Annotated in this window: 22 protein-coding genes; 16 read left to right on the forward strand and 6 right to left on the reverse strand. The window is 73.0% G+C overall.

Features of this window, described 5'->3' with window-relative positions; genetic code table 11:
- The 4 genes from D1350_RS00525 to D1350_RS00540 all read left to right on the forward strand — a co-directional run bounded on the left by D1350_RS00525 (window position 1) and on the right by D1350_RS00540 (window position 3,583).
- A complete protein-coding gene (locus tag D1350_RS00525) occupies window positions 1–528 on the forward strand; it encodes a tripartite tricarboxylate transporter TctB family protein (RefSeq protein ID WP_125772832.1) in 528 nt (175 codons plus the stop codon).
- Window positions 521–2,083, forward strand: a complete 1,563-nt coding sequence (locus D1350_RS00530) for a tripartite tricarboxylate transporter permease (protein WP_125772834.1) — start codon at window positions 521–523, stop codon at window positions 2,081–2,083. The genes D1350_RS00525 and D1350_RS00530 overlap by 8 nt, the downstream gene beginning before the upstream one ends.
- Before the next feature lie 78 nt (window positions 2,084–2,161).
- Window positions 2,162–2,797 carry an alpha/beta fold hydrolase gene (locus D1350_RS00535; RefSeq protein ID WP_125772836.1) on the forward strand — a complete coding sequence of 212 codons (636 nt, stop codon included), beginning with the start codon at window positions 2,162–2,164 and terminating at the stop codon, window positions 2,795–2,797.
- A gap of 9 nt (window positions 2,798–2,806) precedes the next feature.
- Window positions 2,807–3,583, forward strand: a complete 777-nt coding sequence (locus D1350_RS00540; protein WP_125772838.1) for an SDR family NAD(P)-dependent oxidoreductase — start codon at window positions 2,807–2,809, stop codon at window positions 3,581–3,583.
- Window position 3,584: 1 nt separating this feature from the next.
- Here the strand turns inward: D1350_RS00540 and D1350_RS00545 are convergent, their stop codons facing one another.
- Window positions 3,585–4,130 (reverse strand): TetR/AcrR family transcriptional regulator, encoded by a 546-nt coding sequence (locus D1350_RS00545; RefSeq protein WP_125772840.1) that lies wholly within the window; start codon window positions 4,128–4,130, stop codon window positions 3,585–3,587.
- Window positions 4,131–4,196: 66 nt separating this feature from the next.
- Here D1350_RS00545 and D1350_RS00550 point away from each other — a divergent pair, with 66 nt between their 5' ends.
- The gene (locus tag D1350_RS00550; protein WP_206074372.1) at window positions 4,197–5,252 is read left to right on the forward strand and encodes an FAD-dependent oxidoreductase; all 1,056 of its coding nucleotides are present in this window, start codon (window positions 4,197–4,199) and stop codon (window positions 5,250–5,252) included.
- On the opposite strand, the gene D1350_RS00555 is transcribed toward D1350_RS00550, so the two are convergent.
- Window positions 5,230–6,270, reverse strand: a complete 1,041-nt coding sequence (locus D1350_RS00555; protein WP_125772842.1) for a magnesium and cobalt transport protein CorA — start codon at window positions 6,268–6,270, stop codon at window positions 5,230–5,232. The two genes, D1350_RS00550 and D1350_RS00555, sit on opposite strands and share 23 nt — an antisense overlap.
- Window positions 6,271–6,308: 38 nt before the next feature.
- Here D1350_RS00555 and pyrE point away from each other — a divergent pair, with 38 nt between their 5' ends.
- Together pyrE and D1350_RS00565 are read left to right on the forward strand one after the other, a co-directional pair.
- Entirely contained in the window at window positions 6,309–6,887 is a 579-nt protein-coding gene (pyrE, locus tag D1350_RS00560) for an orotate phosphoribosyltransferase (RefSeq protein ID WP_125772843.1), read from the forward strand.
- 101 nt (window positions 6,888–6,988) lie between these two features.
- Window positions 6,989–7,714: a type III secretion system chaperone family protein gene (locus D1350_RS00565; RefSeq protein WP_125772845.1), complete on the forward strand. Its 726-nt coding sequence runs from the start codon at window positions 6,989–6,991 to the stop codon at window positions 7,712–7,714.
- Window positions 7,715–7,834: 120 nt separating this feature from the next.
- On the opposite strand, the gene D1350_RS00570 is transcribed toward D1350_RS00565, so the two are convergent.
- Window positions 7,835–8,575 (reverse strand): HAD-IIA family hydrolase, encoded by a 741-nt coding sequence (locus D1350_RS00570; RefSeq protein WP_125773885.1) that lies wholly within the window; start codon window positions 8,573–8,575, stop codon window positions 7,835–7,837.
- A 197-nt stretch (window positions 8,576–8,772) separates the two neighbouring features.
- Between D1350_RS00570 and D1350_RS00575 the strand changes: the two genes are divergently transcribed.
- The 3 genes from D1350_RS00575 to fbaA all read left to right on the forward strand — a co-directional run bounded on the left by D1350_RS00575 (window position 8,773) and on the right by fbaA (window position 11,519).
- On the forward strand, window positions 8,773–9,732 hold the full coding sequence (locus tag D1350_RS00575; RefSeq protein ID WP_125772848.1) for a DUF368 domain-containing protein: 960 nt from the start codon (window positions 8,773–8,775) through the stop codon (window positions 9,730–9,732).
- 10 nt (window positions 9,733–9,742) lie between these two features.
- Window positions 9,743–10,354, forward strand: a complete 612-nt coding sequence (locus D1350_RS00580) for a TrmH family RNA methyltransferase (protein ID WP_240643791.1) — start codon at window positions 9,743–9,745, stop codon at window positions 10,352–10,354.
- 142 nt (window positions 10,355–10,496) lie between these two features.
- Window positions 10,497–11,519, forward strand: coding sequence for a class II fructose-bisphosphate aldolase (gene fbaA, locus D1350_RS00585; RefSeq protein WP_125772852.1), 1,023 nt, complete (start codon window positions 10,497–10,499; stop codon window positions 11,517–11,519).
- Window positions 11,520–11,594: 75 nt separating this feature from the next.
- Here fbaA and D1350_RS00590 read toward each other — a convergent pair whose 3' ends face one another.
- A complete protein-coding gene (locus D1350_RS00590; protein WP_240643844.1) occupies window positions 11,595–11,981 on the reverse strand; it encodes an STAS domain-containing protein in 387 nt (128 codons plus the stop codon).
- 228 nt (window positions 11,982–12,209) lie between these two features.
- Here D1350_RS00590 and D1350_RS00595 point away from each other — a divergent pair, with 228 nt between their 5' ends.
- The gene (locus D1350_RS00595; RefSeq protein ID WP_125772854.1) at window positions 12,210–14,465 is read left to right on the forward strand and encodes a SpoIIE family protein phosphatase; all 2,256 of its coding nucleotides are present in this window, start codon (window positions 12,210–12,212) and stop codon (window positions 14,463–14,465) included.
- A 63-nt stretch (window positions 14,466–14,528) separates the two neighbouring features.
- On the opposite strand, the gene D1350_RS00600 is transcribed toward D1350_RS00595, so the two are convergent.
- A complete protein-coding gene (locus D1350_RS00600; RefSeq protein ID WP_125772856.1) occupies window positions 14,529–14,936 on the reverse strand; it encodes an STAS domain-containing protein in 408 nt (135 codons plus the stop codon).
- 164 nt (window positions 14,937–15,100) lie between these two features.
- On the opposite strand from D1350_RS00600, the gene D1350_RS00605 reads away from it, so the two are divergent.
- From D1350_RS00605 to purD, 3 genes are all read left to right on the forward strand, one after another.
- The gene (locus D1350_RS00605) at window positions 15,101–15,577 is read left to right on the forward strand and encodes a DUF3151 family protein (RefSeq protein WP_125772858.1); all 477 of its coding nucleotides are present in this window, start codon (window positions 15,101–15,103) and stop codon (window positions 15,575–15,577) included.
- 117 nt (window positions 15,578–15,694) lie between these two features.
- On the forward strand, window positions 15,695–16,987 hold the full coding sequence (locus tag D1350_RS00610; protein ID WP_125772860.1) for an adenylosuccinate synthase: 1,293 nt from the start codon (window positions 15,695–15,697) through the stop codon (window positions 16,985–16,987).
- A 23-nt stretch (window positions 16,988–17,010) separates the two neighbouring features.
- On the forward strand, window positions 17,011–18,318 hold the full coding sequence (gene purD / locus D1350_RS00615; RefSeq protein WP_125772862.1) for a phosphoribosylamine--glycine ligase: 1,308 nt from the start codon (window positions 17,011–17,013) through the stop codon (window positions 18,316–18,318).
- A 37-nt stretch (window positions 18,319–18,355) separates the two neighbouring features.
- On the opposite strand, the gene D1350_RS00620 is transcribed toward purD, so the two are convergent.
- Window positions 18,356–21,157 (reverse strand): substrate-binding domain-containing protein, encoded by a 2,802-nt coding sequence (locus tag D1350_RS00620; RefSeq protein ID WP_125772864.1) that lies wholly within the window; start codon window positions 21,155–21,157, stop codon window positions 18,356–18,358.
- 64 nt (window positions 21,158–21,221) lie between these two features.
- Here D1350_RS00620 and D1350_RS00625 point away from each other — a divergent pair, with 64 nt between their 5' ends.
- Window positions 21,222–22,313: a LacI family DNA-binding transcriptional regulator gene (locus D1350_RS00625; RefSeq protein WP_125772866.1), complete on the forward strand. Its 1,092-nt coding sequence runs from the start codon at window positions 21,222–21,224 to the stop codon at window positions 22,311–22,313.
- 156 nt (window positions 22,314–22,469) lie between these two features.
- The gene (locus D1350_RS00630) at window positions 22,470–25,028 is read left to right on the forward strand and encodes a glycoside hydrolase family 6 protein (RefSeq protein WP_125772868.1); all 2,559 of its coding nucleotides are present in this window, start codon (window positions 22,470–22,472) and stop codon (window positions 25,026–25,028) included.
- Window positions 25,029–25,105 lie beyond the last annotated feature (77 nt).

A 25,105-nucleotide genomic window follows, 5' to 3' on the forward strand; every position in this document is an offset into this window, starting at 1 on the left:
ATGGCCCCCGAGGCAGCCACCCCCGGCGGGTCGGCCCGCCGGCCCGGCGAGCTCGTCCTGGCTCTGGCGACCCTCGCCCTCGGCGTGTTCGTCGTGGTGCAGGCCGGGAGCATCAGCGTGCCCGGTTCCACGAACACGCTCGGGCCGCGCGCCTTCCCCTACCTGGTGGGGGCGATGGCGGCCGTGGTGGGCGCCGTGCTGGTCGTCGCGGTGCTGCGCGGGCGGTACGGGCAGGAGGAGGGCGGTGAGGACGTCGACCCCGGAGTCAGCACCGACTGGCTCACGGTCGGCCTGCTCTGTGCCGTCCTCGTGGTCCACGTGTTCACCATCAACCTGATCGGCTGGCCGTTCGCCGCGGCGATCCTGTTCGGCGGCGCCTCGGTGGTGCTCGGCGCCCGGCCCTGGTGGCGCGCCGCCCTGGTCGGGCTGGTGCTCGGCCTCCTGATCCAGGTCCTGTTCGGCGGGCTCCTGGGGCTGTCGCTCCCGCCCGGCCCTCTGCTCGAAGGGGTGGCGATCTTCCGTGGATAACCTCTCGGCGCTCCTCGAGGGCTTCGCCACCGTGGCGCAGCCCCTCTACCTCCTCTACGCGCTGTTCGGCGTGTTCGTGGGCACGGCAGTGGGCGTGCTGCCCGGCATCGGGCCCGCCATGACCATCGCGCTGCTCCTGCCGCTCACGTACTCCCTGGAGCCCACGGCCGCGATCATCGTGTTTGCCGGCATCTACTACGGCGGCATGTACGGCGGGTCCACCACGTCGATCCTGCTCAACACCCCGGGCGAGTCGTCGTCCATCGTCACCGCCATCGAGGGCAACAAGATGGCGCGGGCCGGGCGGGGAGCGGCGGCGCTCGCGACCGCCGCCATCGGCTCGTTCGTCGCGGGGTCCATCGCCACGGTGGCGCTCACGTTCGTGGCGCCGGTGGTCGCCCGGTGGGCCGTCAGGCTCGGCGAGCCTGACTACTTCGCGCTGATGGTGGTCGCGTTCATCACCGTGGGGGCCCTCCTGGGATCGTCCGTGCCACGCGGCCTCGCGTCCCTGTCGCTCGGGCTGTTCCTCGGGCTCGTCGGTACCGACACCCTCACCGGCCAGCAGCGCTTCACGTTCGGCGTGCCGGCGCTCGCGGACGGGATCGACGTCGTGGTCGTCGCCGTGGGGCTCTTCGCGGTGGGCGAGGCGCTGTACGTCGGGTCGCGCCTGCGGCACGGGCCCGTCCGCGTGATCCCCGTCGAGAAGGGCTGGCGCACCTGGATGAAGCCCGCCGACTGGCGGAGGTCCTGGAAGCCGTGGCTCCGGGGGACCGCCATCGGGTTCCCGGTGGGGACCATCCCGGCGGGCGGCGCCGACGTCGCCACGTTCCTCTCCTACGCGGCCGAGCGGCGCCTCGCCGGGCCCCGGCGCGACGAGTTCGGGCGCGGGGCCATCGAGGGTGTGGCGGGTCCGGAGGCCGCGAACAACGCGGCGGCCTCCGGCGTGCTCGTGCCGCTGCTCACGCTCGGCCTCCCGACCACCGCCACCGCGGCCATCATCATCGTCGCGTTCCAGTCCTACGGGATCCAGCCCGGGCCGCTGCTCCTGCAGTCCGAGTCGTCGCTCGTCTGGGCGCTCGTGGCGAGCCTCTACATCGGCAACCTCATGCTCGTGGTGCTCAACCTGCCGCTCGTCGGCATGTGGGTGCGGGTGCTGCAGATCCCGCGGCACTACCTCTACGCCGGGATCATCCTGTTCGGGGCGCTCGGCTCCTACGCGCTGAACTTCTCGCCGATCGACGTCCTGATGCTGCTCGCCATCGGGCTCGTCGGGTTCTTCATGCGGCGCTACGGGTACCCCGTCGCGCCCATGGTGGTGGGGATGATCCTCGGCCCCATGGCCGAGGACCGGCTCCGACGCTCCCTGGCGATCAGCCAGGGCGACCTGACCTACCTCGTGACCAGCCCGTTCGCGGCCTTCGCCTACGCGGCGATCGTCGTGATCGTCGCCGCCGGCCTCTGGCTGCGGCGGCGCGAGCGCCGTGTGAACGCCGAGCTGGAGCAGCTCGCCGAGGACGTGCGCGCCGCCGCGCCCACGCAGGAGGTCAACCGCTGACTCGTGCGGGGCCGGGCGACTGGGGCCCGGTCCCGCACGACCCGGAGCGCCCGGCCCGCGCGGTACATTTCCCCCCTCATGAACCCGAACCGCCGTGCCGCTCCGGCCGCCCGCGCCCCGCTCCGCGTCGTCTTCGTGCCGGGGCTGGGCGACCGCCTGGGCTGGCTCGTGCACCTGCAGCGTGAGGCGGTGCGGGCCTGGCGCCCGCTCGGCGTCCGTACGGCGATGTTCCGGGTCCGGTGGTCCGCCGACGTCTCCTTCGAGGACCGGCTCGACGCCCTCGACCGGTTCGTCGACCAGTTCGAGGCGCGGGGCGAGCGGGTGGCGCTCGTGGGCGCGTCCGCCGGGGCGGGCGCGGTGCTCGCGGCGTTCGCGCGCCGGCCGCACCTCCCGGCGGTGGTCATCATCGCCGGCAAGTTCCAGGACCCGGAGGACATCGCCGACCAGGTCCTGGACCACTTCGGCGTCTTCCACCAGTCGCTGCACACGGTGCCCGGCCTCCTGGGTTCCCTCGGCCCCGAGCAGCGCGCCCGCGTGCTCGCCCTGCGCTCCGCACGGGACGGGGTGGTCGACGACGAGGACACGGCGCTCGAGGGAGCGGTCAACGAGACGATGCGCATCGTGGGTCACGTGACGGCGATCGGCTACGCCCTGACTTTCCGTGCCCGGCGCATCGTGCAGTTCGTGCGCCAGCAGGCAGCGAGCAGGATCTAGGCTGCCCTCATGGGGACTGCACTCATCACCGGCGCAACGGCCGGGCTCGGGCTGGAGTTCGCGTGGCAGCTGGCCACCGCCCGGCACCACCTGGTCCTCGTCGCGCGCGACGAGGACCGTCTCGACGAGGTCGCCCAGCAGCTCCGGGCCGCCGCGGGCGTCGACGTGGAGGTCCTCCGGGCCGACCTGTCGGTGCCCGACGACGTCGCGCGGGTCGCCCGTCGCCTCGCCGTCGTGGGCGGCAGGCCGGAGGACAACGGGCTGCGTCCCGTCGGCCTGCTCGTCAACAACGCGGGCTTCGCCACGAGCGCGTCGTTCGTCGAGGGCCGCCTCAGCACCGAGCTGCGCGGCGTGGACGTCATGGTCCGCGCCGTGGTCCAGCTGTCGCACGCGGCGCTGGGCCAGATGACCCAACGGGGCCGCGGCGCGGTCCTCAACGTGGCGTCCGTCGCGGCGCTCACCGCGGGCGGCACGTACGCCGCGGCGAAGGCGTACGTGCGGTCCTTCACGGAGGGCCTCGCGGTCGAGCTGCGTGGCACGGGGGTCACGGCGACGGTGCTGTGCCCGGGCTTCGTCCACACGGAGTTCCACGCCCGTGCGGGGATCACCGAGTCGACGATCCCGGCGTGGGCCTGGCTCAACGCGACCGACGTGGTGGCCGACGCGCTGACAGACGTGCGTCGCGGCGTCGTCATCTCCACGCCGTCGGTGCGCTACAAGGCCGCGTCCGCGGCCCTGCGCGTGCTGCCCCGCTGGGCGGTCCGGACGATCGGCAAGTACCGCTAGATCACGCGGGCGCCGTGATGAGCGCCTCGAGCGCCGCCGACAGCTCGCCGACGTCCAGCGCCTCGTCCTGGCGGACGGTGAGGGCATGGAGGAGCGACCCGTCGCAGTGGTCGGCGAGCCGGCGTGCCCGAGCGGTGGCGTCGTCGGCCCCCACCACGCGCAGCAGCGACTCGGCGATGCCGACGAACCGGGCGTGCGCAGCGGCGACCGCGTGGGGCTGGTCGAGCGACAGGATCAGCCGGGCGCGGGAGAGCGTGCGGTGAGGCCCGGCCAGGGCGGCCACCGCGGTGGCGAGGAGCGCCGCGAGCTCGGCGGGGGACGACGGCGGGGCGGCGTCGTGCCCGGTGGCCCAGGTCGCCAGGTCCCGCTCCTCGAGCCGGTCCAGGATGGCGGTGACGAGCGCTGTGCGTGTGCGCCAGTAGTTCGACGTGGTACCCAGCGGGGCGCCCGCGGCCCTGTCGACCGCGCGGTGCGTGAGCACCTTGAGCCCGTGGTCGGCCACGATCGTGATCGCGGCGTCCAGGAGCTCGGGGCGGCGGTCGGGCATGGGCTCATCCTAGGCGGCACTACGTCTGTAGTGACACGCCACTACAGACGTAGTAGCGTGGTGGGCATGCAACCCGTCACGATCGTCGGCGGCGGCATCGCAGGCCTCGCCCTCGCCGCCGCACTCGACCCCGAGCGGTTCGAGGTCACCCTGCACGAGCAGCGGCCCGAGCTCCCCGCGGTCGGCACCACGCTCGCGATGTGGCCCGAGGCGCAGCGTGCGCTCGACGCGATCGGCGCGCTCGACCCGCTGCGTGACCACCCGCGTGCCACCACCCTGGGGATCGGCTCCGTCACGGGCGCACGGTGGGTCACCGCGCCCGCCGACGCAGCGCTCCTCGTCGCCCGCGGCGACCTGCTCGGCGCGCTCGACGCAGCGGTGCCGCCGCAGGTCCAGCGGGTCACGGGTCGCGTCGACCGGTTCCCCGCGGTCCCCGAGGGCGCGGTCGTGGTGGGGGCCGACGGCGTCCACTCCGTCGTCCGGGCCGCCGTCGACCCGCCGCGAGCCACCGCGCGGCTCACGTCCTGCCTCGCCGTGCGCGGGGTGGTCCCGGACCGGCTCCCGGCGGACCTCATGGGCGAGTACTGGGGCCGTGGCCTGCTGTTCGGGACCGGTCCTCACCGTGCCGGGACCAACTGGTACACGTCGTTCCGCAGCGATCTCGGCCCGCGGGGGGTCGACGTGGCCGAGGCGCTCGCCGAGACCCGCGCGCGGCACGCCACCAGCACGGCACCGGCCGTCACGCGCGTCCTCGCGGCCGCCGAGGTGGGCACCACCCTCGCGCAGCGCATCTGGACCACGCCCTCCCTGCACACCTACGTCCGCGGCCGGACCGTCCTCGTGGGCGACGCGGCCCACGCCATGTACCCCAACCTCGGCCGGGGCGCGTGCGAGTCCCTGCTCGACGCGGTGGCGCTCGGCCGGCTCCTCGGCGAGCGCCCGGTCGGCGAGGCGCTCGCCGCGTACGACAGGGAGCGCCGGCGTCGCACCCAGGGGCTGCAGCGCGGCTCCGCGCTGATGATGCGGCTGGCCCTCGCCGGGCCGTCGCAGCCCGTCCGGGACGCCCTGCTGGCCGGGGCGGGCCGTGCGGGCACCGCCGTCAGAGCCAGCCGACGCGCTTGAAGATGCCCCAGAACACGCCGCCGGCCGCGACCATCGCGCCCAGTGCCAGCGGGTAGCCGAACACCCAGTCGATCTCCGGCATGTGCGTGAAGTTCATGCCGTAGATGGTGCCGACCATCGTCGGGGCGAAGAGGATCGCCGCCCACGCCGAGATCTTCTTGACCTGCTCGTCCTGCTGGAGGCCCTGCTCCGACATGCGGCGCATCTCCTCGTTCTGCTCCTGGGTCACCAGGGTGGTGTGCACGTTCAGCGCGTTGGCGAGCAGCGAGCGGAAGGAGTCGGCGGCCTCCTTGTGGCGCAGCGCGTGGTCCAGCACGTTGCGCAGGTTGCGCTGGAGCTCCACGTAGCGGCCGTCGTGCCGCGGGTCGTCGCCGTCCCCGGCGTCGTGCAGCATCCGCAGGATGTCGACGACGGGGTGGGTGGCACGCTGCAGGGCGAGCACCTCGCGCGACGCGTCGTAGATCCGGAGCGACACCTCCGGGTCGCGCGAGAACAGCTTGTCCTCGATCTCGTCGATGTCCGACCGCAGGTCGGCGATGACGGCGCGGTACGTGTTGACCACCTGGTCGAGCAGCGTCGTGAGGATCGCCGCAGGGCCGTGCCGGAGCAGCTCCGGGTCGCCCTCCAGCTGCGTGCGCATCGCCGTGAGGTCCGGGGTCTGGGCTCGCCGGATCGTGACCACGAAGTCGGGGCCCACGAAGGCGTGCACCTCGCCGAACTCGGCGACCGCAGGGCCTGGCCCCTCCCGGACGAGCCGGGCCGGGTGCAGCACGACGAACAGGACGTCGTCGTACTGCTCGATCTTGGAGCGCTGGTGCGCGTTGACGGCGTCCTCGACCGCGAGGCGGTGCAGGGAGAACTCCTCCGCGACGGCATGGATCTCGCCCGGCTCCGGCCAGTACAGGTCCACCCAGGCGAGGCCGCCCCGCTCACGCGCCGTCTCGCACGTCTCCTCGAGGCTGACCGGGTTGGCGGTGCGCCGTCCGTCGACGTACACGGCGTTGTCCATGATGGTCACGGGAGAACTCTGGCAGACCGCCGCGTACCCTGGACGCCGTGACTTCCGACTTCTCCCCGACCCCGCGCGAGCAGCTCCTCGAGCTCATCAAGGAGCTCGCGGTGGTGCACGGCAGGGTGACCCTGTCCTCCGGCCTGGAGGCCGACTACTACATCGACCTGCGCCGCATCACGCTGCACCACCGCGCGGCGCCGCTCGTGGGCCACGTCCTGCTCGACCACCTCGAGGAGGTCGGCCTGGGAACGGCGGAGGTCGACGCCGTGGGCGGCCTGACGCTCGGCGCGGACCCGATCGCGGCGGCGCTGCTGCACGCGGCGGCCTCGCGCGGGCAGGACCTCGACGCGTTCGTGGTCCGCAAGGCGGCCAAGGCGCACGGCATGCAGCGCCAGATCGAGGGACCCGACGTCAAGGGCCGGCGCGTCGTCGTCGTCGAGGACACGTCCACGACGGGCGGCTCGCCGATCGCTGCCGTCGAGGCGGTCCGGGCGGCCGGTGGCGACGTCGTGGGGGTGGCGACGATCGTCGACCGCGCGACCGGCGCGCGCGAGAAGATCGAGGCCCTGGGGGTCCCGTACCACTTCCTGTTCGACCTCGAGGACCTGGGTCTCGGCGAGTAGACGGCGCAGGGGCGGCGTGTTCCCAGCCGCCACGCGCATCACCCGTGTCATATCACAAAGAGGTGCAGACTTTGGCTTGACGTGACTGTACCTTTACTGGCATGGAGCCTTTTGTCTTCTTCGTCCTGGTCCTTCTGCTCGTCGCGGGCGGCTGGTACCTCGCCGGCCGGCTGCGCGGCAACCGACGCGGCCAGGACATCGAGCGCTGGGCCGAGGACAACGGCTGGGCGCACTCCGCCACGGATCCGGCCCTGATGGGCCGCTGGACGGGCGACCCGTTCGCGCGCGGGACCGGCGGCGCGGTCAGCGACGTGCTGCGCGGCGGTGTCGACGGCTACCCGATGGTGTCGTTCACCTACTCCTGGCGGCCCGCGTCGCGGTCCGGCGAGGCCCGGCGCGTCGGCCGGATCGGCCAGGTGCACGTCGTCGCGATCGACGCCCTCCCCGGCCAGCCCGTCCTCGAGCTCTCGCCCGAGGGGTTCCGGGACAAGGTCTCCAAGCTCTTCGGCGGGCAGGACGTCCAGATCGACAACCCCGCGTTCGACGGCCAGTGGCGCGTCCGCGCGTCGGACGAGGTGTTCGCCCGGCGGGCCCTCGACGCCCGCCTCACCAGCCTCGTGATGCTGCCCGACTTCCACGGCGCGCGGCTCCGCGTCGAGGGCCCGTCGGTGCTCCTCTGGAAGTACGGCCGCACCGACCCGACCTCCCTGGCGGAGCGCACGCAGCGGGTCGCCGACGTCGCTCGCATCGTGCTGCCGCTGGAGAAGGGCGCCCCCCGCTTCGAGAGCGGCGGCAGCATCCCGGGCTTCGGCATCCCGACGATCTGAGTCCGGACGCCGCCCGACGCGGGCGAGGCCTCAGACCAGGTCGTCTCTGGTCTGAGGCCGGCACTCCGCTACGGGCGAGCACCTCGTTCCTCGGTCCTCACCCTGCGCTGCGCTCTGGCCTCAGACCAGGTCCACGAGGTCCGCGATCGAGTCCACCACGTGGCTCGGGCGGAACGGGTACTTCTCGACGTCGCCCGCCCGGGTGGAGCCCGTCAGCACGAGGAACGTCTGTAGCCCGGCCTCGATGCCCGCCACCACGTCCGTGTCCATCCGGTCGCCGATCATGGCGGTGACCTCGGAATGCGCGTCGATCCGGTTGAGCGCGGAGCGGAACATCATCGGGTTGGGCTTGCCCACGAAGTAGGGCTTGCGGCCCGTGGCCGCCGTGATCATCGCGGCCACGGAGCCGGTGGCGGGGAGCGGTCCCTCCTTCGAGGGGCCGGTGGTGTCCGGGTTGGTGCAGATGAAGCGGGAGCCGCCCAGGATCAGCCGGATCGCCTTGGTGATGGCCTCGAACGAGTAGGTGCGGGTCTCGCCCAGCACCACGTAGTCCGGGTCCGACTCGGTCAGCGTGTAGCCCGCCTCGTACAGCGCCGTCGTCAGGCCCGCCTCGCCGATGGGGTACGCGCTGCCGCCGGGGATCTGGTCCTTGAGGAACTGCGCCGTGGCCAGCGCCGACGTCCAGATCGACTCTTCCGGCACGTCGATCCCGCTCGTCGCGAGCCGGGCGCGCAGGTCGCGCGCCGTGAAGATCGAGTTGTTCGTGAGGATCAGGAACGGCCGGTCCTTCTCCCGCAGCGCCTTGACGAACTCCGACGCGCCGGGGAGGGCAGTGCCCTCGTGGACCAGGACGCCGTCCATGTCGGTGAGCCAGGACTCGATGACACGCTCGGGCACGGTGACGCCTCTCTCGCTGCGGCAGGGCAGTGCGGTCGCCCTGCGCCTCAGCCTAGTGTCCGACGCCGGGCGCTCGCCCGGTGCTGCCGTCTCACCCTCCGTACGCGTCACCGGGGCAGCGCGCTGCTGATCGGCGGGGCCCGACCGCTAGGCTTCCCCGCGTGACGACCCAGCAGAGCACCCCCGGCCCCAACCCGCGCCACGTCGCGTCCACCGCCGACCGCCGCACGTCCTGGGCCTCGGCCCCTGTCAACGCCCTGCGGGGTGGGCTCGTCGGCGCCGCTGAGTCCGTCCCGGGCATCTCCGGCGGGACGATCGCGCTCGTGGTCGGCCTGTACGACGACCTGATCGACGCGGCGAGCCAGGTGGTCCACGCCGGCCGCCAGCTCGTGGCGGGCGTCGTCCGCAAGCAGGGGCCGGCGGAGGGTCTGCGCACGCTGCGCCAGGTCAACTGGCCGCTCCTGGTGCCCGTGCTCGTGGGCATGGCGGTGGTGCTGCTGCTCTCCCTGAAGCTCATCGCGCCCCTCCTCGAGTCGAACCCCGTCCCCACACGGTCGGTGTTCTTCGGCATGATCGCCGTCAGCATCGCGGTCCCGCTGCGGCTCATGCCGGAACGCTTCCGCGCTGTCGACGGACTGCTGCTCGCCGGGGGCGCCGTGGTGGGCTTCCTGCTGACGAGCCTGCCGGAGGCCGAGGTGAGCGACCCGTCGCTCTGGTACGTGTTCCTCGGGGCGGCCGTCGCGATCAACGCGCTCGTGCTGCCCGGCGTCTCCGGCTCCTTCGTGCTGCTGGCCATGGGCCTGTACATCCCGGTGCAGCACGCGATCGACGACCGCGACCTGGGGTTCGTCGCCGTGTTCGCGCTCGGGGCCGTCGTCGGCCTCGGGTCGTTCGTGAAGCTGCTGCAGTGGCTCCTGCACAACCGCCGCCAGGTCACCATGGCCGTCCTCGCCGGGCTGATGGTCGGCTCGCTGCGGGCGCTGTGGCCGTGGCAGAGCGAGGCCAACGAGCTGCTGGCGCCCACCGGCTCGGTCCTCGGACCGATCCTGCTCGCCCTCGCCGGCGCAGGCGTCGTGCTCACGGCGATGGTGTGGGAAGCACGTGGGCAGCGCGCAGCCTGACGATCCCTCGGTGCCGGAGGTCGGCGTCGGCCCCTGGGAAGGTGCCTGGCCGGACGATCCCCGGTACGACCCGCAGCTCCTGGAGCACGGGGACCGGCGCAACGTCGCCGACCGCTTCCGGTACTGGACCGTCGAGGCGATCGTGGCCGAGCTGGACACTCGCCGGTACCCGGTGCACGTCGCGATCGAGAACTGGGCCCACGACCTGAACATCGGCTCCGTGGTACGCACCGCCAACGCGTTCAACGTCGCGGGTGTCCACGTCGTGGGCCGCCGTCGCTGGAACCGGCGCGGCGCGATGGTGACCGACCGCTACCTGCACGTGCACCACCACGCCTCGGCCGCCGACCTCGCGGCGTGGGCCGCGGCGGCGGGCCCGGACGGCGGGCGGCTGCCCGTGGTCGGCATCGACAACGTGCCGGGCTCGGTGGCGATCGAGGGGTACCGGCTGCCGGAGCGCTGCGTGCTGCTCTTCGGCCAGGAGTCGACGGGCCTCACCCCCGAGGCGCAGGCGGCGTGCGACGTCGTGCTCCACATCACGCAGCACGGATCGACGCGTTCGATCAACGCGGGCGCGGCCGCGGCGATCGCGATGCACACCTGGGCGACGCAGCACGCATAACCCCCAGAACCATCCGTCCGCGCCTCGATCCGTCGCAACGAGCGCCTCAAGGACGTGGCAAGATCGTTGGTGCATACCCGGGCGGACCCGGACCTCCGAGAGAACGGCCGCCCACCGTCACCTTTCATTTGGAGTTCCGCAGATGCCCATCGCAACCCCTGAGGTCTACGCCGAGATGATCGACCGGGCGAAGGCCGGCAAGTTCGCCTACCCGGCGGTGAACATCACCTCGTCGCAGACGGTCACCGCCGCCCTCCAGGGCTTCGCAGAGGCGGAGTCGGACGGCATCATCCAGGTCTCCGTGGGCGGCGCGGAGTACGCGTCGGGGTCCACGATCAAGGACCGTGTCGCGGGCTCCCTCGCCCTGGCTGCCTACGCGACCGAGGTCGCCAAGGGCTACGGCGTGAACATCGCCATCCACACGGACCACTGCACCAAGTCCAACCTGGACTCCTGGGTGCGCCCGCTGCTCGCCCTCGAGGCCGAGCAGGTCAAGGCCGGCAAGAACCCCACGTTCCAGTCGCACATGTTCGACGGCTCGGACATCCCGCTGGACGAGAACCTCGTGATCGCCGCGGAGCTCCTCGAGCTCTCGCAGGCCGCACGCACCATCCTCGAGATCGAGGTGGGCGTCGTGGGTGGCGAGGAGGACGGCCACATGGCCGAGATCAACGACAAGCTGTACACCACGCCCGAGGACGGCCTGGCCACGATCAAGGCCCTGGGCGCCGGCGAGAAGGGCCGCTACCTGACGGCCCTCACGTTCGGCAACGTCCACGGCGTGTACAAGCCGGGCGCCGTCAAGCTCCGCCCGTCGATCCTCGCCGAGATCCAGAAGATCGTCGGCGGCCAGATCGGCAAGGAGAACCCGTTCGACCTCGTGTTCCACGGTGGCTCGGGCTCCACGGCCGAGGAGATCGGCGAGGCGGTCGACAACGGCGTCATCAAGATGAACATCGACACCGACACGCAGTACGCGTTCACGCGTCCCGTGGTGAGCCACATGTTCACCAACTACGACGGCGTCCTGAAGATCGACGGCGAGGTCGGCAACAAGAAGGCCTACGACCCGCGCGCCTGGGGCAAGCTCGCCGAGGCCGGCATGGCCTCGCGCATCGTCGAGGCCTGCCAGCAGCTGCGCTCGGCCGGCAACAAGATGGCCTGACCAGGCCCTCTGCCCGACGACGAGACGGGGTCACCTTCCGCAGCGAAGGTGGCCCCGTCTCGTCGTCGGCCGGCCTCAGGCCGTGTCGTCGCCCGGGACCGGCGCGAGGGCCGGTGCCGCGTGCGGGCCGTCCTCGTCGAGGTCGAAGCCGGGGTCCTCGTCCACGATCTCGAGGAGGTCGCCGATACGCGTCACCTCGAGCAGGAACCGGACGGTGGGCGGCGCGCGCAGCACCCGCACCGGGTGCGGGCTGCGGCTGGCGAGCCGCGCCAGGAAGGCGACCCCCGAGGAGTCCATGAAGGTCACGTGGTGGGCGTCGATCTCCACGGGGAGGCGGGACTCCTCCGCCGCGGCCGTGGCCTCGTGGAGGTCTGCGCCGATGTCTGCGTCGATCTCCCCAGACAGCACGATGCGGGCGCGCGAGCGCCCCACGATGACGTGCACGCTGGCGGGATCGCCGATCTCCGGGTAGCTCTGGTGCGCCGCGACCTCCTGCGGGGTCGCTGTCTGCGGCCCGCGTGGTGCGTCGTTCGGTCCGTCCTGCACGGTTCTCCTTCCGAGAGCGCCTGGGCGAGGTCGAGCGGTCCGATGATATTGCGTGCGCGTTCGTGTCTCGGACTGTCCCAATCTACGGTTGAATGACCTGCTGGGATACAGGGCACGCTGAACGCATAGAGGCTGGAGGAAAGTATGACCGATATCAACGGTCTCACACCCTCCACCCATCATGTCCAGAGCCCGCGAGCCACGCCGCCCTCGGTGGGCGACATCCTCCTGCGAGCCGCGTCCACCCTCGGGATCCCGGTCTTCGTCACGGGTCCGTACGAGGACTCGATGCCCATGCTGTGGGCCAACGCCGCCTTCGAGCACTACTCGGGCATCCGGTTCGCCGACCTCGCGGGCGAGAGCGTGCGCAAGCTCGCCGAGCTGCTCGTCGAGCCGGACGACCTCGACCGGCTCACGGAGGTGGTCGCGTCCGGGCAGGAGGCCGCGGCGACCATCCGCAGCCCGCTGCGCGGCGGGCGGTTCGGCTGGGCGCAGCTGACGCTCACGCCGGCGCGTGCGGGGCACGACGACAAGGTGACGCACTGGATCGGCTTCAGCGTCGACGTGTCCGGCCACATGGAGCAGCACGCCACCCAGCTCGCGTCGCTCGAGCTGGAGCGGCAGCAGCGCGAGGACCTCGACCTGATCGCCCAGACCACCGAGATCCTCACCGACCTCGAGTACCCGTACGCGTTGCGCGACATCGGCGAGCTGCTCGGCACCATGGTCCGCTGGGCCGGGTTCTACGTGAACGACGACGGGCTCATGCACGCCGAGGGCATCGACGTCGGCTCTCCGCCGAGCGGCCGGGGGCGGCGGCACGCCCGCTACATCCCCGGCGACGACCCGGCGCAGCACGCCCATCGCCAGCGCCGCGTCGTCACGGACGCGCTCGGCGACGTGGTGGGCGGCTCGCCCGCCCCGCTCCTCGAGGTCGTGGACTCGGTGCAGGACGTGCTGGACGGCGTCCTGGACGGCCCGGTGACGCTGCACCTCGACATCGCGCACGCGCCCTACTCCGCGTCCGGCTGGCTGCAGCGCGACCTGTCGCGCCGCGTCGCGGAGGAGACCGGGGAGCTGCCGCAGTCCGTCGTGGTCCACGGGGTCGCCGGGCGCCGGCAGGTGCTGGGCGTCCTCGTCGTCTGGCCGCACGAGCCCACCGCTGACGACCTGATGTTCGCCGACGGCACGGACGAGCCCGAGGCGGTGCGCTCGGTCGTGGAGGTCGTCGCGCGCCGGGCCGGCTCGGCGATCGACAACGCCCGGATGTACGCGCGCGAGCACCGGCTCGCCGAGACCCTCCAGCGCGCGATGCTCCCGGAGCAGGCGGACGTCGCGGGCCTCGACGTCTGGACCTACTACGCCCCCAACGCCGAGCACGCCCAGGTGGGCGGCGACTGGTACGACGTGCTGCAGATCGCCCCGGAGCTCGTGGGCATCGTCATCGGCGACGTGGTGGGGCACGACGTCGAGGCCGCCGCCACCATGGGCCAGCTGCGCTCGGTGGTGCGTTCGTACGCGTTCGAGCTCTCCCGGCCCGGCGAGGTGCTGCAGCGTGTGGACCAGCTCGTGGCCGGGATGGGCATCCCGCGGTCCGCGAGCATGGTGTACGCCGCGCTGCGGCGCGAGGAGGAGGAAGGTCGCTGGACCATCCAGTACTCGCGGGCCGGCCACCTCCCGCCGCTCCTGCTGCGCGACGGCGAGATCATCCGGCTGGACGACGGCGGGGGTGCCCTCATCGGCTTCGGCTCGCGCGAGCGCTCCACCGGTGAGCACGGGCTGCAGCCCGGCGACACGCTCCTCTTCTACACCGACGGGCTCATCGAGCGCCGGGACCGGTCCCTGCGGCTCGGGCTGGAGGTCCTGCTCGACACCGCGTCGGCCATCACGGCGCGCGACGCCGCCGGGGTGGGCGAGGAGCTGCTGTCGCGCCTCGCCGACGCGCCCGAGGACGACGTGGCGATCGTCGTGGTCCGGATCCCCGACCCGGTGGGCGACGCCCGCGAGCCGGCCCTGTCACCGCGGTGGCGCCGGTGGCTCCTGCCGAGCGAGCCGTCGTCGATCGGCCGTGCGCGGCACGCCGTGCTGCGCACCTGCCAGGCCTGGGGCATCGCCGAGTCGGCCGCCGCCGAGCTCGTGGTGTCGGAGCTGGTGGCGAACGGGGTGCTGCACGGCTGGGGCCACATCTCGCTGCGGCTCTTCGACACCGGGGACGGCCTGCGCATCGAGGTCGAGGACTCGAACCCGGCGCCGCCCGTGTCGACCGACGGTCACCCGAACCGGCTCGGCGGGTTCGGCATGCAGATCGTCGAGCGGCTCGCCGAGTGGGGCTGGCGCCCGGCGGGCTCCGGCAAGCTCGTGTGGGCCAAGCTGCGGCAGCAGCCGCAGCGCGCCACCTGACCGGACCCACGGCGCGCTACCCGAACGGTAGCGCTCCCACCTGCACCGGTGTAAATCGTTTTCTCAGGCGGACGAGGCGCCTCTTCTGTCCTCCTCGTCGTCGTCCGCCGACCCACGGGCGGAGATGACGTGAAAACCCGACGCGGGGGTGGCCGGCTCGCACCTGTGGTCCGCGTCGACGCGGAACATCTCGAGCGCGCCGCACACCTCGAGGACGAAGAGGTCACGCTCGTCCGCCCCGCGCAGCACCGTGGCCCCGCCGCGCTTGCGCCCGGAGTCGGCGAGCGAGATGAGGAACGCCGCGCCCGTGGAGTCCATGAAGGTGACCCGGCACATGTCGATGACGAGCAGCTGCCGGCGGAGGCCCACGACGCGCGCTGCGATCTCGGGGAACTGGTCGCGTTCGGCGAGATCGAGGTCGCCGGCGATGACGAGCGTCGTCGTCGTGGGAGACGTCGCGATCTCGATCATGAGGCGAGCGTATCGACTGTTGCGCATTCGCACCGGGCGAGCGGCAAAAATCGCCCACTCTCGATGCAAAGTGGTGAATTCGTTGCCTCGGCCCGGTAGGACTGTTGCCCGTCGCGTCCCGGAGCCCGGGCGCCGGGACGGCCGGGGACTGTCAGAATGCCCGTATGAGCACCCACGAGAACCTGCTGGCCGGATCCGCGGCAGCGCCCGCGCCGACACTGTTGCCCGATGCGTTCCCGCAGGTCCGGGCCCGGCTCGCGGCGGGGGAGGACCCGGCGGCCGTCGCCGCGGACGCCCCGGCGGCGTCGCTCGCGTGGGCGGTCCTCGCGGAGCGCGCGCTCGGTGCGGGCAACAGTGCTGGGGAGGCTGCGGCCGGTGGCGGCGTCGGCGCCTACATCGAGGCGTACGCGTACGCCCGGGTCGGCTACCACCGCGGTCTCGACGCTCTCCGCGGGGCCGGCTGGCGCGGTCGTGGCCCCGTCCCGGCGTCCCACGTGCCGAACCAGGGCTTCCTCCGGGCGCTGCTCGCGCTCGCCGAGGCGGCCCGGCTCGTCGGCGAGACCGCGGAGCACGAGCGGTGCACGCAGTTCCTCGTGGACTCCGGCACGTCCGCCGACGAGGTCGCCGCGCTCGCGCGCTGACCCCCTCCCAGCGGGGCGCGGCGCCCACAAGATGTCACCCGGGTAAACTCGGGTCGGCCCGGGACGGCGGACAGACGCCTCCCACAACGGCTCAGCAAACCGAGAAGGTGGGAATCCATGCCAGGCGTGGTGCTCGTCGGTGCCCAGTGGGGCGATGAGGGCAAGGGGAAGGCGACGGACCTGCTCGGCTCCCGGGTCGACTATGTGGTCAAGTTCAACGGCGGCAACAACGCCGGCCACACCGTCGTGATCGGGAACGAGAAGTACGCGCTGCACCTGCTGCCGTCGGGCATCCTGTCGCCGGGGGTGATCCCGGTGATCGGCAACGGTGTGGTCGTCGACCTCGAGGTCCTGTTCCAGGAGCTGGACGCGATCAGCGCCCGCGGCGTCGACACGTCGCGCCTGCTGGTGTCCGGCAGCGCGCACATCATCGCGCCGTACCACCGCACGGTCGACAAGGTGACCGAGCGCTTCCTGGGGAAGCGGCGCATCGGGACCACGGGCCGCGGGATCGGGCCGGCGTACGCCGACAAGATCAACCGCGTCGGCATCCGCATGTGGGACCTCTTCGACGAGAAGATCCTGCGCGCCAAGGTCGAGGGCGCCCTCGACCAGAAGAACCACCTCCTCGTGAAGATCTACAACCGCCGAGCCATCACCGTGGACGAGACGGTCGAGGAGCTCCTCAAGTACGCGGACCGCGTGCGCCCCATGGTGGCCGACACGTCGGTGGAGCTGAACAAGGCCCTGGACGCGGGCCGGACGGTCCTGTTCGAGGCCGGCCAGGCCACGATGCTCGACATCGACCACGGCACGTACCCGTTCGTCACGTCGTCGAGCGCCACCGCCGGCGGTGCGGTGACGGGTTCGGGCATCGGGCCCACGCGCGTGGACTCCGTGATCGGCGTCATCAAGGCGTACACCACCCGCGTGGGCGAGGGCCCGTTCCCGACGGAGCTCTTCGACGACAAGGGCGAGTTCCTCCGCAAGTCGGGCGGCGAGTACGGCGTCACCACCGGCCGCCCGCGCCGCTGCGGCTGGTACGACGCGGTGATCGCACGCTACGCGGCCCGCATCAACGGCCTCACGGACCTGGTGCTCACCAAGCTGGACATCCTCACCGGCATGGAGAAGGTCCCGGTCTGCGTGGCGTACGACGTCGACGGCGTCCGCCACGACGAGATGCCGACGGACCAGACGGCGTTCCACCACGCGAAGCCGATCTACGAGCAGTTCGACGGCTGGTGGGAGGACATCTCGCACGCTCGCACGTTCGAGGAGCTGCCCGTCAACGCGCAGCGGTACGTGCGTGCGCTGGAGGAGATGTCCGGCACGCGGATCTCGGCGATCGGCGTGGGCCCCGCCCGCGACCAGATCATCCCGATCCACGACCTGATCCACCCTCGCTGAGCCTCCTGGGAGAGACTGTCGCCGTGAAGATCCTCGTCGTCGGCTCCGGTGCCCGTGAGCACGCCATCGTCCACACCCTGGCCGCGGAGACCGCGGCCGGCCGCGAGGAGCACCAGCTCCACGCCGCGCCCGGGAACCCCGGCATCGCCGCAGAGGCGACGCTGCACGCCGTCGACGCGCTGGACGGCGCGGCCGTGGCGGCGCTGGCCGTGGAGGTCGGCGCGGACCTCGTCGTCATCGGGCCCGAGGCTCCCCTGGTCGCCGGTGTGGGGGACGCGGTGCGCGAGGCGGGCGTCCCGGTGTTCGGCCCGTCGGCCGAGGCCGCGCGGCTCGAGGGCTCCAAGGCGTTCGCCAAGGAGGTCATGGCCTCGGCGGGCGTGCCCACAGCGATGGCTCACGTCTGCACCGACGTGGACCAGGTGGCGGCGGCGATCGACGCGTTCGGCCCGCCCTACGTGGTCAAGGACGACGGCCTGGCCGCGGGGAAGGGCGTCGTCGTGACGTCCGACCGGCAGGCCGCTCTCGACCACGCGCAGGCGTGCTTCGCCAGCCCTCGCCCGGGCGGCGAGGACCCGGTCGTCGTGGTCGAGGAGTACCTGGACGGCCCGGAGGTCTCCCTCTTCTGCGTGTGCGACGGCTCGTCGGTGGTTCCGCTCGCCCCCGCCCAGGACTTCAAGCGCGTCTTCGACGCGGACGAGGGCCCCAACACCGGAGGCATGGGTGCCTACAGCCCGCTGCCCTGGGCGCCCGCCGGCCTCGTCGAGGAGGTCGTGACCCGCATCGCGCAGCCCACGGTCGACGAGATGGCCCGCCGCGGCACGCCCTTCGTGGGCGTCCTGTACGTGGGCCTCGCCCTGACGTCGCGCGGCACGCGGGTGGTCGAGTTCAACGCCCGCTTCGGCGACCCGGAGACACAGTCGGTCCTCGCCCGTCTCGTGACGCCCCTCTCCTCGGTGCTGCTCGCGGCGGCCCGCGGCGAGCTCGCCGCGCTCGAGCCGCTCCGCTGGCGCGACGAGTCGGCCGTCACCGTCGTCGTCGCCTCGCACGGCTACCCCGGCGCGGTCCGCAACGGCGACGTGATCACCGGTACCGAGGCGGCCGGCGCCCTCGCGGGCGTCCACGTGCTGCACGCGGGCACCGCGCTGTCCGACGACGGCGCCCTGCTCAGCTCGGGGGGCCGCGTCCTGTCGGTCACGGCGCTGGGCGAGGGCCTGGCTGAGGCCCGCCGCGCCGCGTACGCAGGCGTCGACCTCATCTCGCTGCCCGGGTCGCACCACCGCACGGACATCGCGGCCAGGGCGGCCGCGGGCGAGGTGACGGTCCCCGCCTGACCTCGCGGTGCCGTAGCCGCGGTAGCGGGCGAACCCGCTACCGCGGCGCGTCCCCGTCCCGGCTCGGCTCCCGCGCCGTCTGCGCCCGCTCCCGGGCGAGCGCGGTCCGCAGCTCCCGCAGCACGAGCGCCCCGTCGGCGTACCGCCGCAGCGAGCTCACCGACGCGCAGCACGCCTCCTGGCCGACGACGGCGCGCACCCCCCGCTCCCGCCTCGCGCGGGCCTCCGGCTCGGTCCCGTCGAGGAGCACGAACAGCACGCGGCCCCGGACCGACAGGGAGTCCCCGTCGGAGAGCCCTGCCCGCACGGCGGTGAGCAGCATGTCGGACGGCGCGACGTCGAGGTCGACGGCGAGGGCCGTGCAGTCGAATCCCGACTCCCGCCGGGCACGCTCCACCGCACGGCCGATCCGGTCGGCGAACAGCTCGGGATGGACCCGGCCCGTCACGGGGTCGGCCAGCGCCCGGCCGCGCAGGGCCCGCTCCCGGGCCTTCGCGTCGGACATGTCCATGAGCACGCCGACCATGCGGGCGCGCACCCCGGCGTCGTCGGTCACGGTGGTGGCACGGCAGCGCACCCACACCTCGCGGCCGTCCGCCGCGAACATCCGGTGCTCGAGGTCGAGGGGCTCGGTAGCGCCGGCCAGCTGGGCGGCCACGGCCACCTGGAGCTCGCGGACGTCGTCCGGGTGGACCCTGCCCGTCCACTCCTCGATGCCGGTGCCCACCTCGTCGTCGGCGAGGCCGAGGAGCGCCCGCCAGGTGCGGGAGTAGTAGACCTCGCCCGTGGCGATGTTCCAGTCCCACGTGCCCTCCAGCGCGACGTCCTCGACGAGGGCGTAACGCTCGGCGCTGGCGCGCAGGTCGAGCGCGAGCGACTTCTCGCGCTCGGCCGCCTCCGCGAGGGCGGCCTGCTGGCGCCGCAGGGAGGCGAGGCGCGCCTCCCGGTCGAGGGCGACGGCGAGGAGAGCGGCCCAGTGGTCGAACTTGTCCCGCGCGCTGGTGGCATGGGTGTCGACGCTGCCGCCGGTCATGAACAGTCCCCAGTCGCTCTGCTCGAACGTCACCGGGATGAGGAACGTGACGCCGAGACCCTCGGCGACGAGCGCCGGGGGTGGGAACGCTGCCACAGGCAGCCGAGCGCCCACGAGGGATCGTGCCTGGGGAGACGTGGCGGTGGTGCCGACGATCTCCAGCCGGCGGTTGTTCGTGTTCTGCGGCTCGCCGGGCCGGGACTCTGTCGCGACCCCGTCCTCCACGTCGGTCCACAGGGCGAGCGTGGTGGGCCCGCGGTGGCCGCGGGGGAGCCAGCGCAGGGACCGGATGGACCGGGCGTCGGCGTGGAGGAGCTCGAGGTCGAGCTCGTACTGGTCCACGATCGTGCGCTCGAGCTGGCCGGACCGGGCCAGGAGCGCCTGCGTGCAGCCGGCGCCGACCGCGACGAGCACGTCCGTCCCGGAACGGGCCACCGCGCGCAGCCGCTCGGGCCGGGTCGGCGGCTTCGCGACGGGCTTGAGCCGCCCCGGGGCGGGTCCGCGGGCCACCGGGCCGCCGCCCGCGACGAGCGCGGAGGGGACGGCAGGCCGGTGCGTCGCCTGCGACGCGCCGGGCGGGGGAACCACAGGGATGGCGCCGGTGGTGGCGGGCGGCGCGTCGCGTCGCCGTCGGACCTGCTCGGCGAACTCGTCCTCAACCGCGCGGAGCGCGGGCACCAGCTGCTCCAGCGCCTCGGGGTGCGGCCGGAGGGCGCGCGTGCTCTCCGAGAGCGACGACAGCGCCTCCCGTCCTGGTCGCTGGCCCAGGCCGGCCGCGGCGCGGAAGATCCGCTGGACGCCGCGCATCCAGTGGTCGAGCGCCGGAGCGCCGCCGCCGAGCGTGGCATCGGCGCCGTCGAAGACGGCGGCCGCGACGTCACCGAGCCGCTGCCAGGCGGACAGCCCGGGCTGGTGCGGCACGCCCGAGACGACCGCGCCCGCGCAGCCGTCGAGGCAGCCGCAGGACTCGCGGGTCACGAGGGTGGTCTGGGAGAGGTGCTGCCCGGGAACCCGCTCGCCCCGGATCTGGGCGAGCAGCACCGTGACCGCGAGCTCGCCGACGCGGTCGTGGTGCGGGTCCACCGACGCCAGCCGTGGCCGGAGCCGCGCCCCGCCGTCGGAGTGGTCGAAGCCCACGAGCGCCTGGTCCCGGGGGAGCAGGAGGCCCTTGGCCTGGAGAGCCCGCACGAAGCCCACGGCGTTGCGGTCGGTCGCGGCGAGCGTGGCCGTGGTCGGCAGGCCGGCGGCCATGGCCGCCCGGCCTGCGGCGCTGCCGGAGGCCTCCTGGTTGTCGGCCGTGCCGTAGAACCACTCCGGCTGCGGCTCGATGCCGTGCTCCAGCAGCGTGAGGCGGTAGGCCTCGTACCGCTCCAGGATGTCCGACTGCCGCAGGCTGCCGAGGAACCCGATCTGGCGGTGGCCGTGGCCCAGGAGGTGCTCCACCGCCGCCCGGGTGCCGCCGGAGTTGTCCGGTGTGACCACCGGAGCCGTGATCCCGTCCGCGCGCTCGCTCACCAGGACGAGCGGCGTGCCGCGCCCCTGGAGCCGGGCCAGCGTGTCGCCGTCCACCGCGGAGGTGATGACGATCAGGCCGTCCACCATGTCGAGGCCGACCTGGACGCCCTGTGGGGGCCGTTCGGGGAACTGCTCGCGTTCCAGATCGGCCGGATACGTCTGCACCGCGATGACGCGATGCCCGTCCGCGCGGACCGCTCTGGCGATCCCCGCGAGCATCCGACCGAAGTAGTGTCCACCGACCACCGGGGAGAGAACCCCGACGGTATACCTCCGCTTTCCTGAAGCCATGCCCGTACACCCGTCCCCGTCGACGTCGTGCAAAGATTCTTCCGAGGGTGCATGCTACGGGATCATGGTCTCATCGTCGCGACCGAATGATCCGGTACATCCACATACTACGCGCCCAGACCGGCGCCCCACCATCGTCGACGTCGCACGAGCGGCGGGCGTCTCGACGGCCGTCGTCTCGTACGCGCTCAACGGCCGGCCGGGAGTCTCCGCCTCGACCCGCGAACGCGTCCTGCGCGTCGCGGACGAGCTGGGCTGGCGTCCCGCCACGGCGGCGCGCTCGCTCCGCAGCGGCCCAGCCGCCGCGGGCCTCGTCCTGGTGCACGACGGGCGCAACGGCGCCCGGGCCGCCTCCGCGCTCGACCTCGTGGTCGGCGCGCAGGAGGCCCTCGGCGTGGACGGTCCAACGCTCGCCGTCCACGTGGCGCCTACGGTCGCCGGCGCCGCGACCCTCATGGAGACCTGGTGGACGGAGCGGCGGTACGCCGCGTTCGTGGTCCCCCACGCCCGGTCCGACGACGCCCGGCTCGCCGCCCTGCGCCGCCTCAACGCGCCCGCCGTGGTGGTGGGCGAGGTGCCCGGCGTCTCGCCACCCGGCTGGCGGCACGTCAGCCTCGACGACGCCGCGGCCTTCGCCCGGCTCGGGTCCTTCCTGGCCGATCTCGGCCATACCCGGGTCGCCATGCTGGCAGGGTCGGAGGAGCTGCTCGCGCCCCGGCGCCGCACCGCGGCCCTCCGCGCGGCCCTGGGTGAGCGCGGTGCCTCGCTCCGGACGGTGGCGGGCGAGGGGGCGGACAAGGCGGCGGCCGCCGTGCGCCCGCTCCTCTCCGGACCCGACCGGCCCACGGCGATCGTGACCGACGACGACGCCACCGCGGGCGTCGTGCTCGACGTCGCCCGCCGGCTGGGGCTCTCGGTGCCGTGGGACCTCTCGGTGGTCGCCGGGACCGACGCTGCTGCCTGCCACCTGACCACCCCCTCGCTCACGGCCGTACCCTTCCCGGTCCGTGAGCTCGGGCTGGCCGTCGGCGCCGCCCTGCTGGACGTCCTCGGCGGTGACACGCCCGCGCGGGGCGCGCCGACGGCGCCGGGCAACGGGACCGTGGCCGTAGGGAACCTCGTGGTCAGGGGCTCGACCGCCCCTCCACCCTCCTGACGCTTGGTTGCCCTAATCGATTAACCAGGTGTCACCCGGGTCAAGCAGCGTGCAAACGTGCGTCCTGCCGCTGCAGAAAGGCCTGCTGCGGTGCGCGCGCCCGCGCCGGCGGATGCCGGCGAGGGGCGGCGCCCAGTACGACCTGTGGAGGTCAAAGTGGTAACAGCAACGAGCCGCTCCGGCGGTGTCCGGGCGCGGAAGGGGGTGGCAGCCTTCGCAGCAGCGGTGGCCATCGCGGCCCCCGCGATCGTCACGGTCGTGACAGCAGCGCCTGCAGCGGCGGCGCTGGTCGACAATCCGTTCGTCGGGGCCACCCAGTACATCAACCCGGACTGGCAGGCCACCGTCGAGGCGTCGGCGACGCAGGTCGCCGGCAGCGATCCCGCGCTCGCCGCGAAGATGCGTGCGATCAAGAACAGCCCGACCTCCGTGTGGATGGACCGGATCGCTGCCATCAACGGCACCGACCGGCAGCACGGTCTCGAATGGCACCTCGACCAGGCCCTCGCGCAGAAGCAGGGCTCGACGCCGCTCGTCTTCAACATCGTCATCTACGACCTGCCCGGTCGTGACTGCTTCGCCCTCGCCTCGAACGGGGAGCTCCCCCCGACCGCCGCGGGCATGCAGCGGTACAAGACCGAGTACATCGACCCGATCGCGGCGCTGCTCAACCAGCCCGAGTACGAGGGCATCCGCTTCGTCGCGACGATCGAGCCCGACTCGCTGCCGAACATGGTCACCAACATGTCCGACCCCGACTGCAGCGTCTCGGCGCCGTACTACCGCGAGGGCGTGCAGTACGCGCTGACCAAGCTCTACGAGGTCGGCAACGTCTACAGCTACATCGATGCCGCCCACGCGGGCTGGCTGGGCTGGGACGACAACGCCACCAAGGCGGCCACCGAGTTCGAGAGCGTCATCGAGGGCTCCACCTACGGCTGGAACGCCGTGTCGGGCTTCGTGACCAACACTGCCAACTCGACGCCCCTGGTCGAGCCGTTCCTGACCGACCCGGGCCTGCAGATCGGCGGCTCGTTCACGCGTCAGGCGAAGTGGTTCGAGTGGAACCCGAACTTCGACGAGAGCGACTGGACGGCGCGTCTGCACTCGCTGATGGTCAGCAAGGGCGCTCCCGCGAGCCTCGGCATGCTCATCGACACCTCCCGCAACGGCTGGGGCGGCTCCGCCCGGCCCACCGCGGTGAGCACCTCGACGAACATCGACACCTACGTCGACCAGTCCCGCGTGGACCGTCGCACGCACCGCGGCGCGTGGTGCAACCCGTCCGGCGCCGGCATCGGCGAGCGTCCCACGGTCGCCCCGAGCGGCTACACCGCCTCGCACCTCGACGCCTTCGTGTGGGTCAAGCCCCCGGGTGAGTCGGACGGCTCCTCCACGGAGATCCCGAACGACGAGGGCAAGCGCCTGGACCGCATGTGCGACCCGACGTACTCCACCTCTGTGCTCGGCGGCAACCTGACCGGGGCGCTCCCCGGTGCGCCGCTCTCGGGCCACTGGTTCCACAACCAGTTCGCCATGCTCGTGCAGAACGCGTACCCGGTGATCGGTGGCGGTACCGGCGGCGACACGCAGGCCCCGTCGGTGCCCTCGGGCCTGACGGCCGGCACCGTCACGTCCTCGTCGGTGGCTCTGAGCTGGACGGCCTCCACGGACAACGTGGGCGTCACCGGCTACGACGTCGTCAACGCCGCGGGCACCGTGGTGGCGACCTCGACGAGCGCCTCGGCGACCGTCTCCGGCCTCACGCCGAGCACGGCCTACCAGTTCCGGGTCCGGGCCAAGGACGCCGCGGGCAACACGTCCGGCTTCTCCACGGCGGTCTCGGCCACCACCACCGCCGGCGCCGGCGACACGCAGGCCCCGACGGTCCCCTCGGGCCTGACGGCCGGCGCTGTGACCGCTTCCTCGGTGGCTCTGACCTGGGTCGCCTCCACGGACAACGTGGGAGTCACGGGCTACGACGTCGTCAACGCCGCGGGCACCGTCGTGGCGACCTCGACGAGCACCTCGGCGACCGTCTCGGGCCTGACGGCGAACACCGCCTACCAGTTCCGGGTCCGGGCCAAGGACGCCGCGGGCAACGTCTCCGCCTTCTCGGCGGCAGTCTCCGCGACGACCTCGGGCGGCACCACCGGCGACACCCAGGCCCCGACGGTCCCCTCGGGCCTGACGGCCGGCACCGTCACGTCCTCCTCGGTGGCACTGAGCTGGGCAGCCTCCACGGACAACGTGGGCGTCACCGGCTACGACGTGGTCAACGCCGCGGGCGCCGTGGTCGCGACCTCGACGAGCACCTCGGCGACCGTCTCCGGCCTGACGGCGAACACCGCCTACCAGTTCCGGGTCCGGGCCAAGGACGCCGCGGGCAACCTCTCCGCCTTCTCGGCGGCAGTCACCGCGACGACCTCGGGCGGCACCACCAACCCGGGCACCTGCTCGGCCTCGCTGCGGATCGTGAACTCGTGGCAGGGCGGCTACCAGGCCGAGGTCACCGTGACGGCCGGCACGTCGGCCATCACCCGCTGGACGGTCGCGCTCGGCACCACGCCGAGCCAGATCTGGAGCGCCACGCTGTCCGGCCAGAACGCGTCCAACGCGGCCTGGAACGGCAGCCTCGGCGCCGGCGCGAGCACCACGTTCGGGTTCATCGGTTCCGGCACCGTGCCGGCCGCCGGCTCCCGTACCTGCTCGTAAGCACCACCCCTGCGCCGGGGTAGCACCGCCCACCAGGGCGGCGCTACCCCGGCGCTCGACTGAGCGGCGAGGTCCGC

The sequence above is a fragment of the Antribacter gilvus genome, assembly GCF_003946865.1.
In the GTDB taxonomy this organism is placed as follows: domain Bacteria; phylum Actinomycetota; class Actinomycetes; order Actinomycetales; family Cellulomonadaceae; genus Antribacter; species Antribacter gilvus.

Coding starts and splice junctions, on each gene's coding strand:
- D1350_RS00565 (WP_125772845.1), top strand. CDS start 6,989: ATGGAGCCTTTTGTCTTCTTCGTCCTGGTCCTTCTGCTCGTCGCGGGC.
- D1350_RS00550 (WP_206074372.1), top strand. CDS start 4,197: ATGCAACCCGTCACGATCGTCGGCGGCGGCATCGCAGGCCTCGCCCTC.
- D1350_RS00525 (WP_125772832.1), top strand. CDS start 1: ATGGCCCCCGAGGCAGCCACCCCCGGCGGGTCGGCCCGCCGGCCCGGC.
- D1350_RS00540 (WP_125772838.1), top strand. CDS start 2,807: ATGGGGACTGCACTCATCACCGGCGCAACGGCCGGGCTCGGGCTGGAG.
- D1350_RS00620 (WP_125772864.1), bottom strand. CDS start 21,157: ATGGCTTCAGGAAAGCGGAGGTATACCGTCGGGGTTCTCTCCCCGGTG.
- D1350_RS00595 (WP_125772854.1), top strand. CDS start 12,210: ATGACCGATATCAACGGTCTCACACCCTCCACCCATCATGTCCAGAGC.
- D1350_RS00605 (WP_125772858.1), top strand. CDS start 15,101: ATGAGCACCCACGAGAACCTGCTGGCCGGATCCGCGGCAGCGCCCGCG.
- D1350_RS00535 (WP_125772836.1), top strand. CDS start 2,162: ATGAACCCGAACCGCCGTGCCGCTCCGGCCGCCCGCGCCCCGCTCCGC.
- D1350_RS00570 (WP_125773885.1), bottom strand. CDS start 8,575: ATGGACGGCGTCCTGGTCCACGAGGGCACTGCCCTCCCCGGCGCGTCG.
- D1350_RS00600 (WP_125772856.1), bottom strand. CDS start 14,936: ATGATCGAGATCGCGACGTCTCCCACGACGACGACGCTCGTCATCGCC.
- D1350_RS00625 (WP_125772866.1), top strand. CDS start 21,222: ATGGTCTCATCGTCGCGACCGAATGATCCGGTACATCCACATACTACG.
- D1350_RS00545 (WP_125772840.1), bottom strand. CDS start 4,130: ATGCCCGACCGCCGCCCCGAGCTCCTGGACGCCGCGATCACGATCGTG.
- D1350_RS00610 (WP_125772860.1), top strand. CDS start 15,695: ATGCCAGGCGTGGTGCTCGTCGGTGCCCAGTGGGGCGATGAGGGCAAG.
- fbaA (WP_125772852.1), top strand. CDS start 10,497: ATGCCCATCGCAACCCCTGAGGTCTACGCCGAGATGATCGACCGGGCG.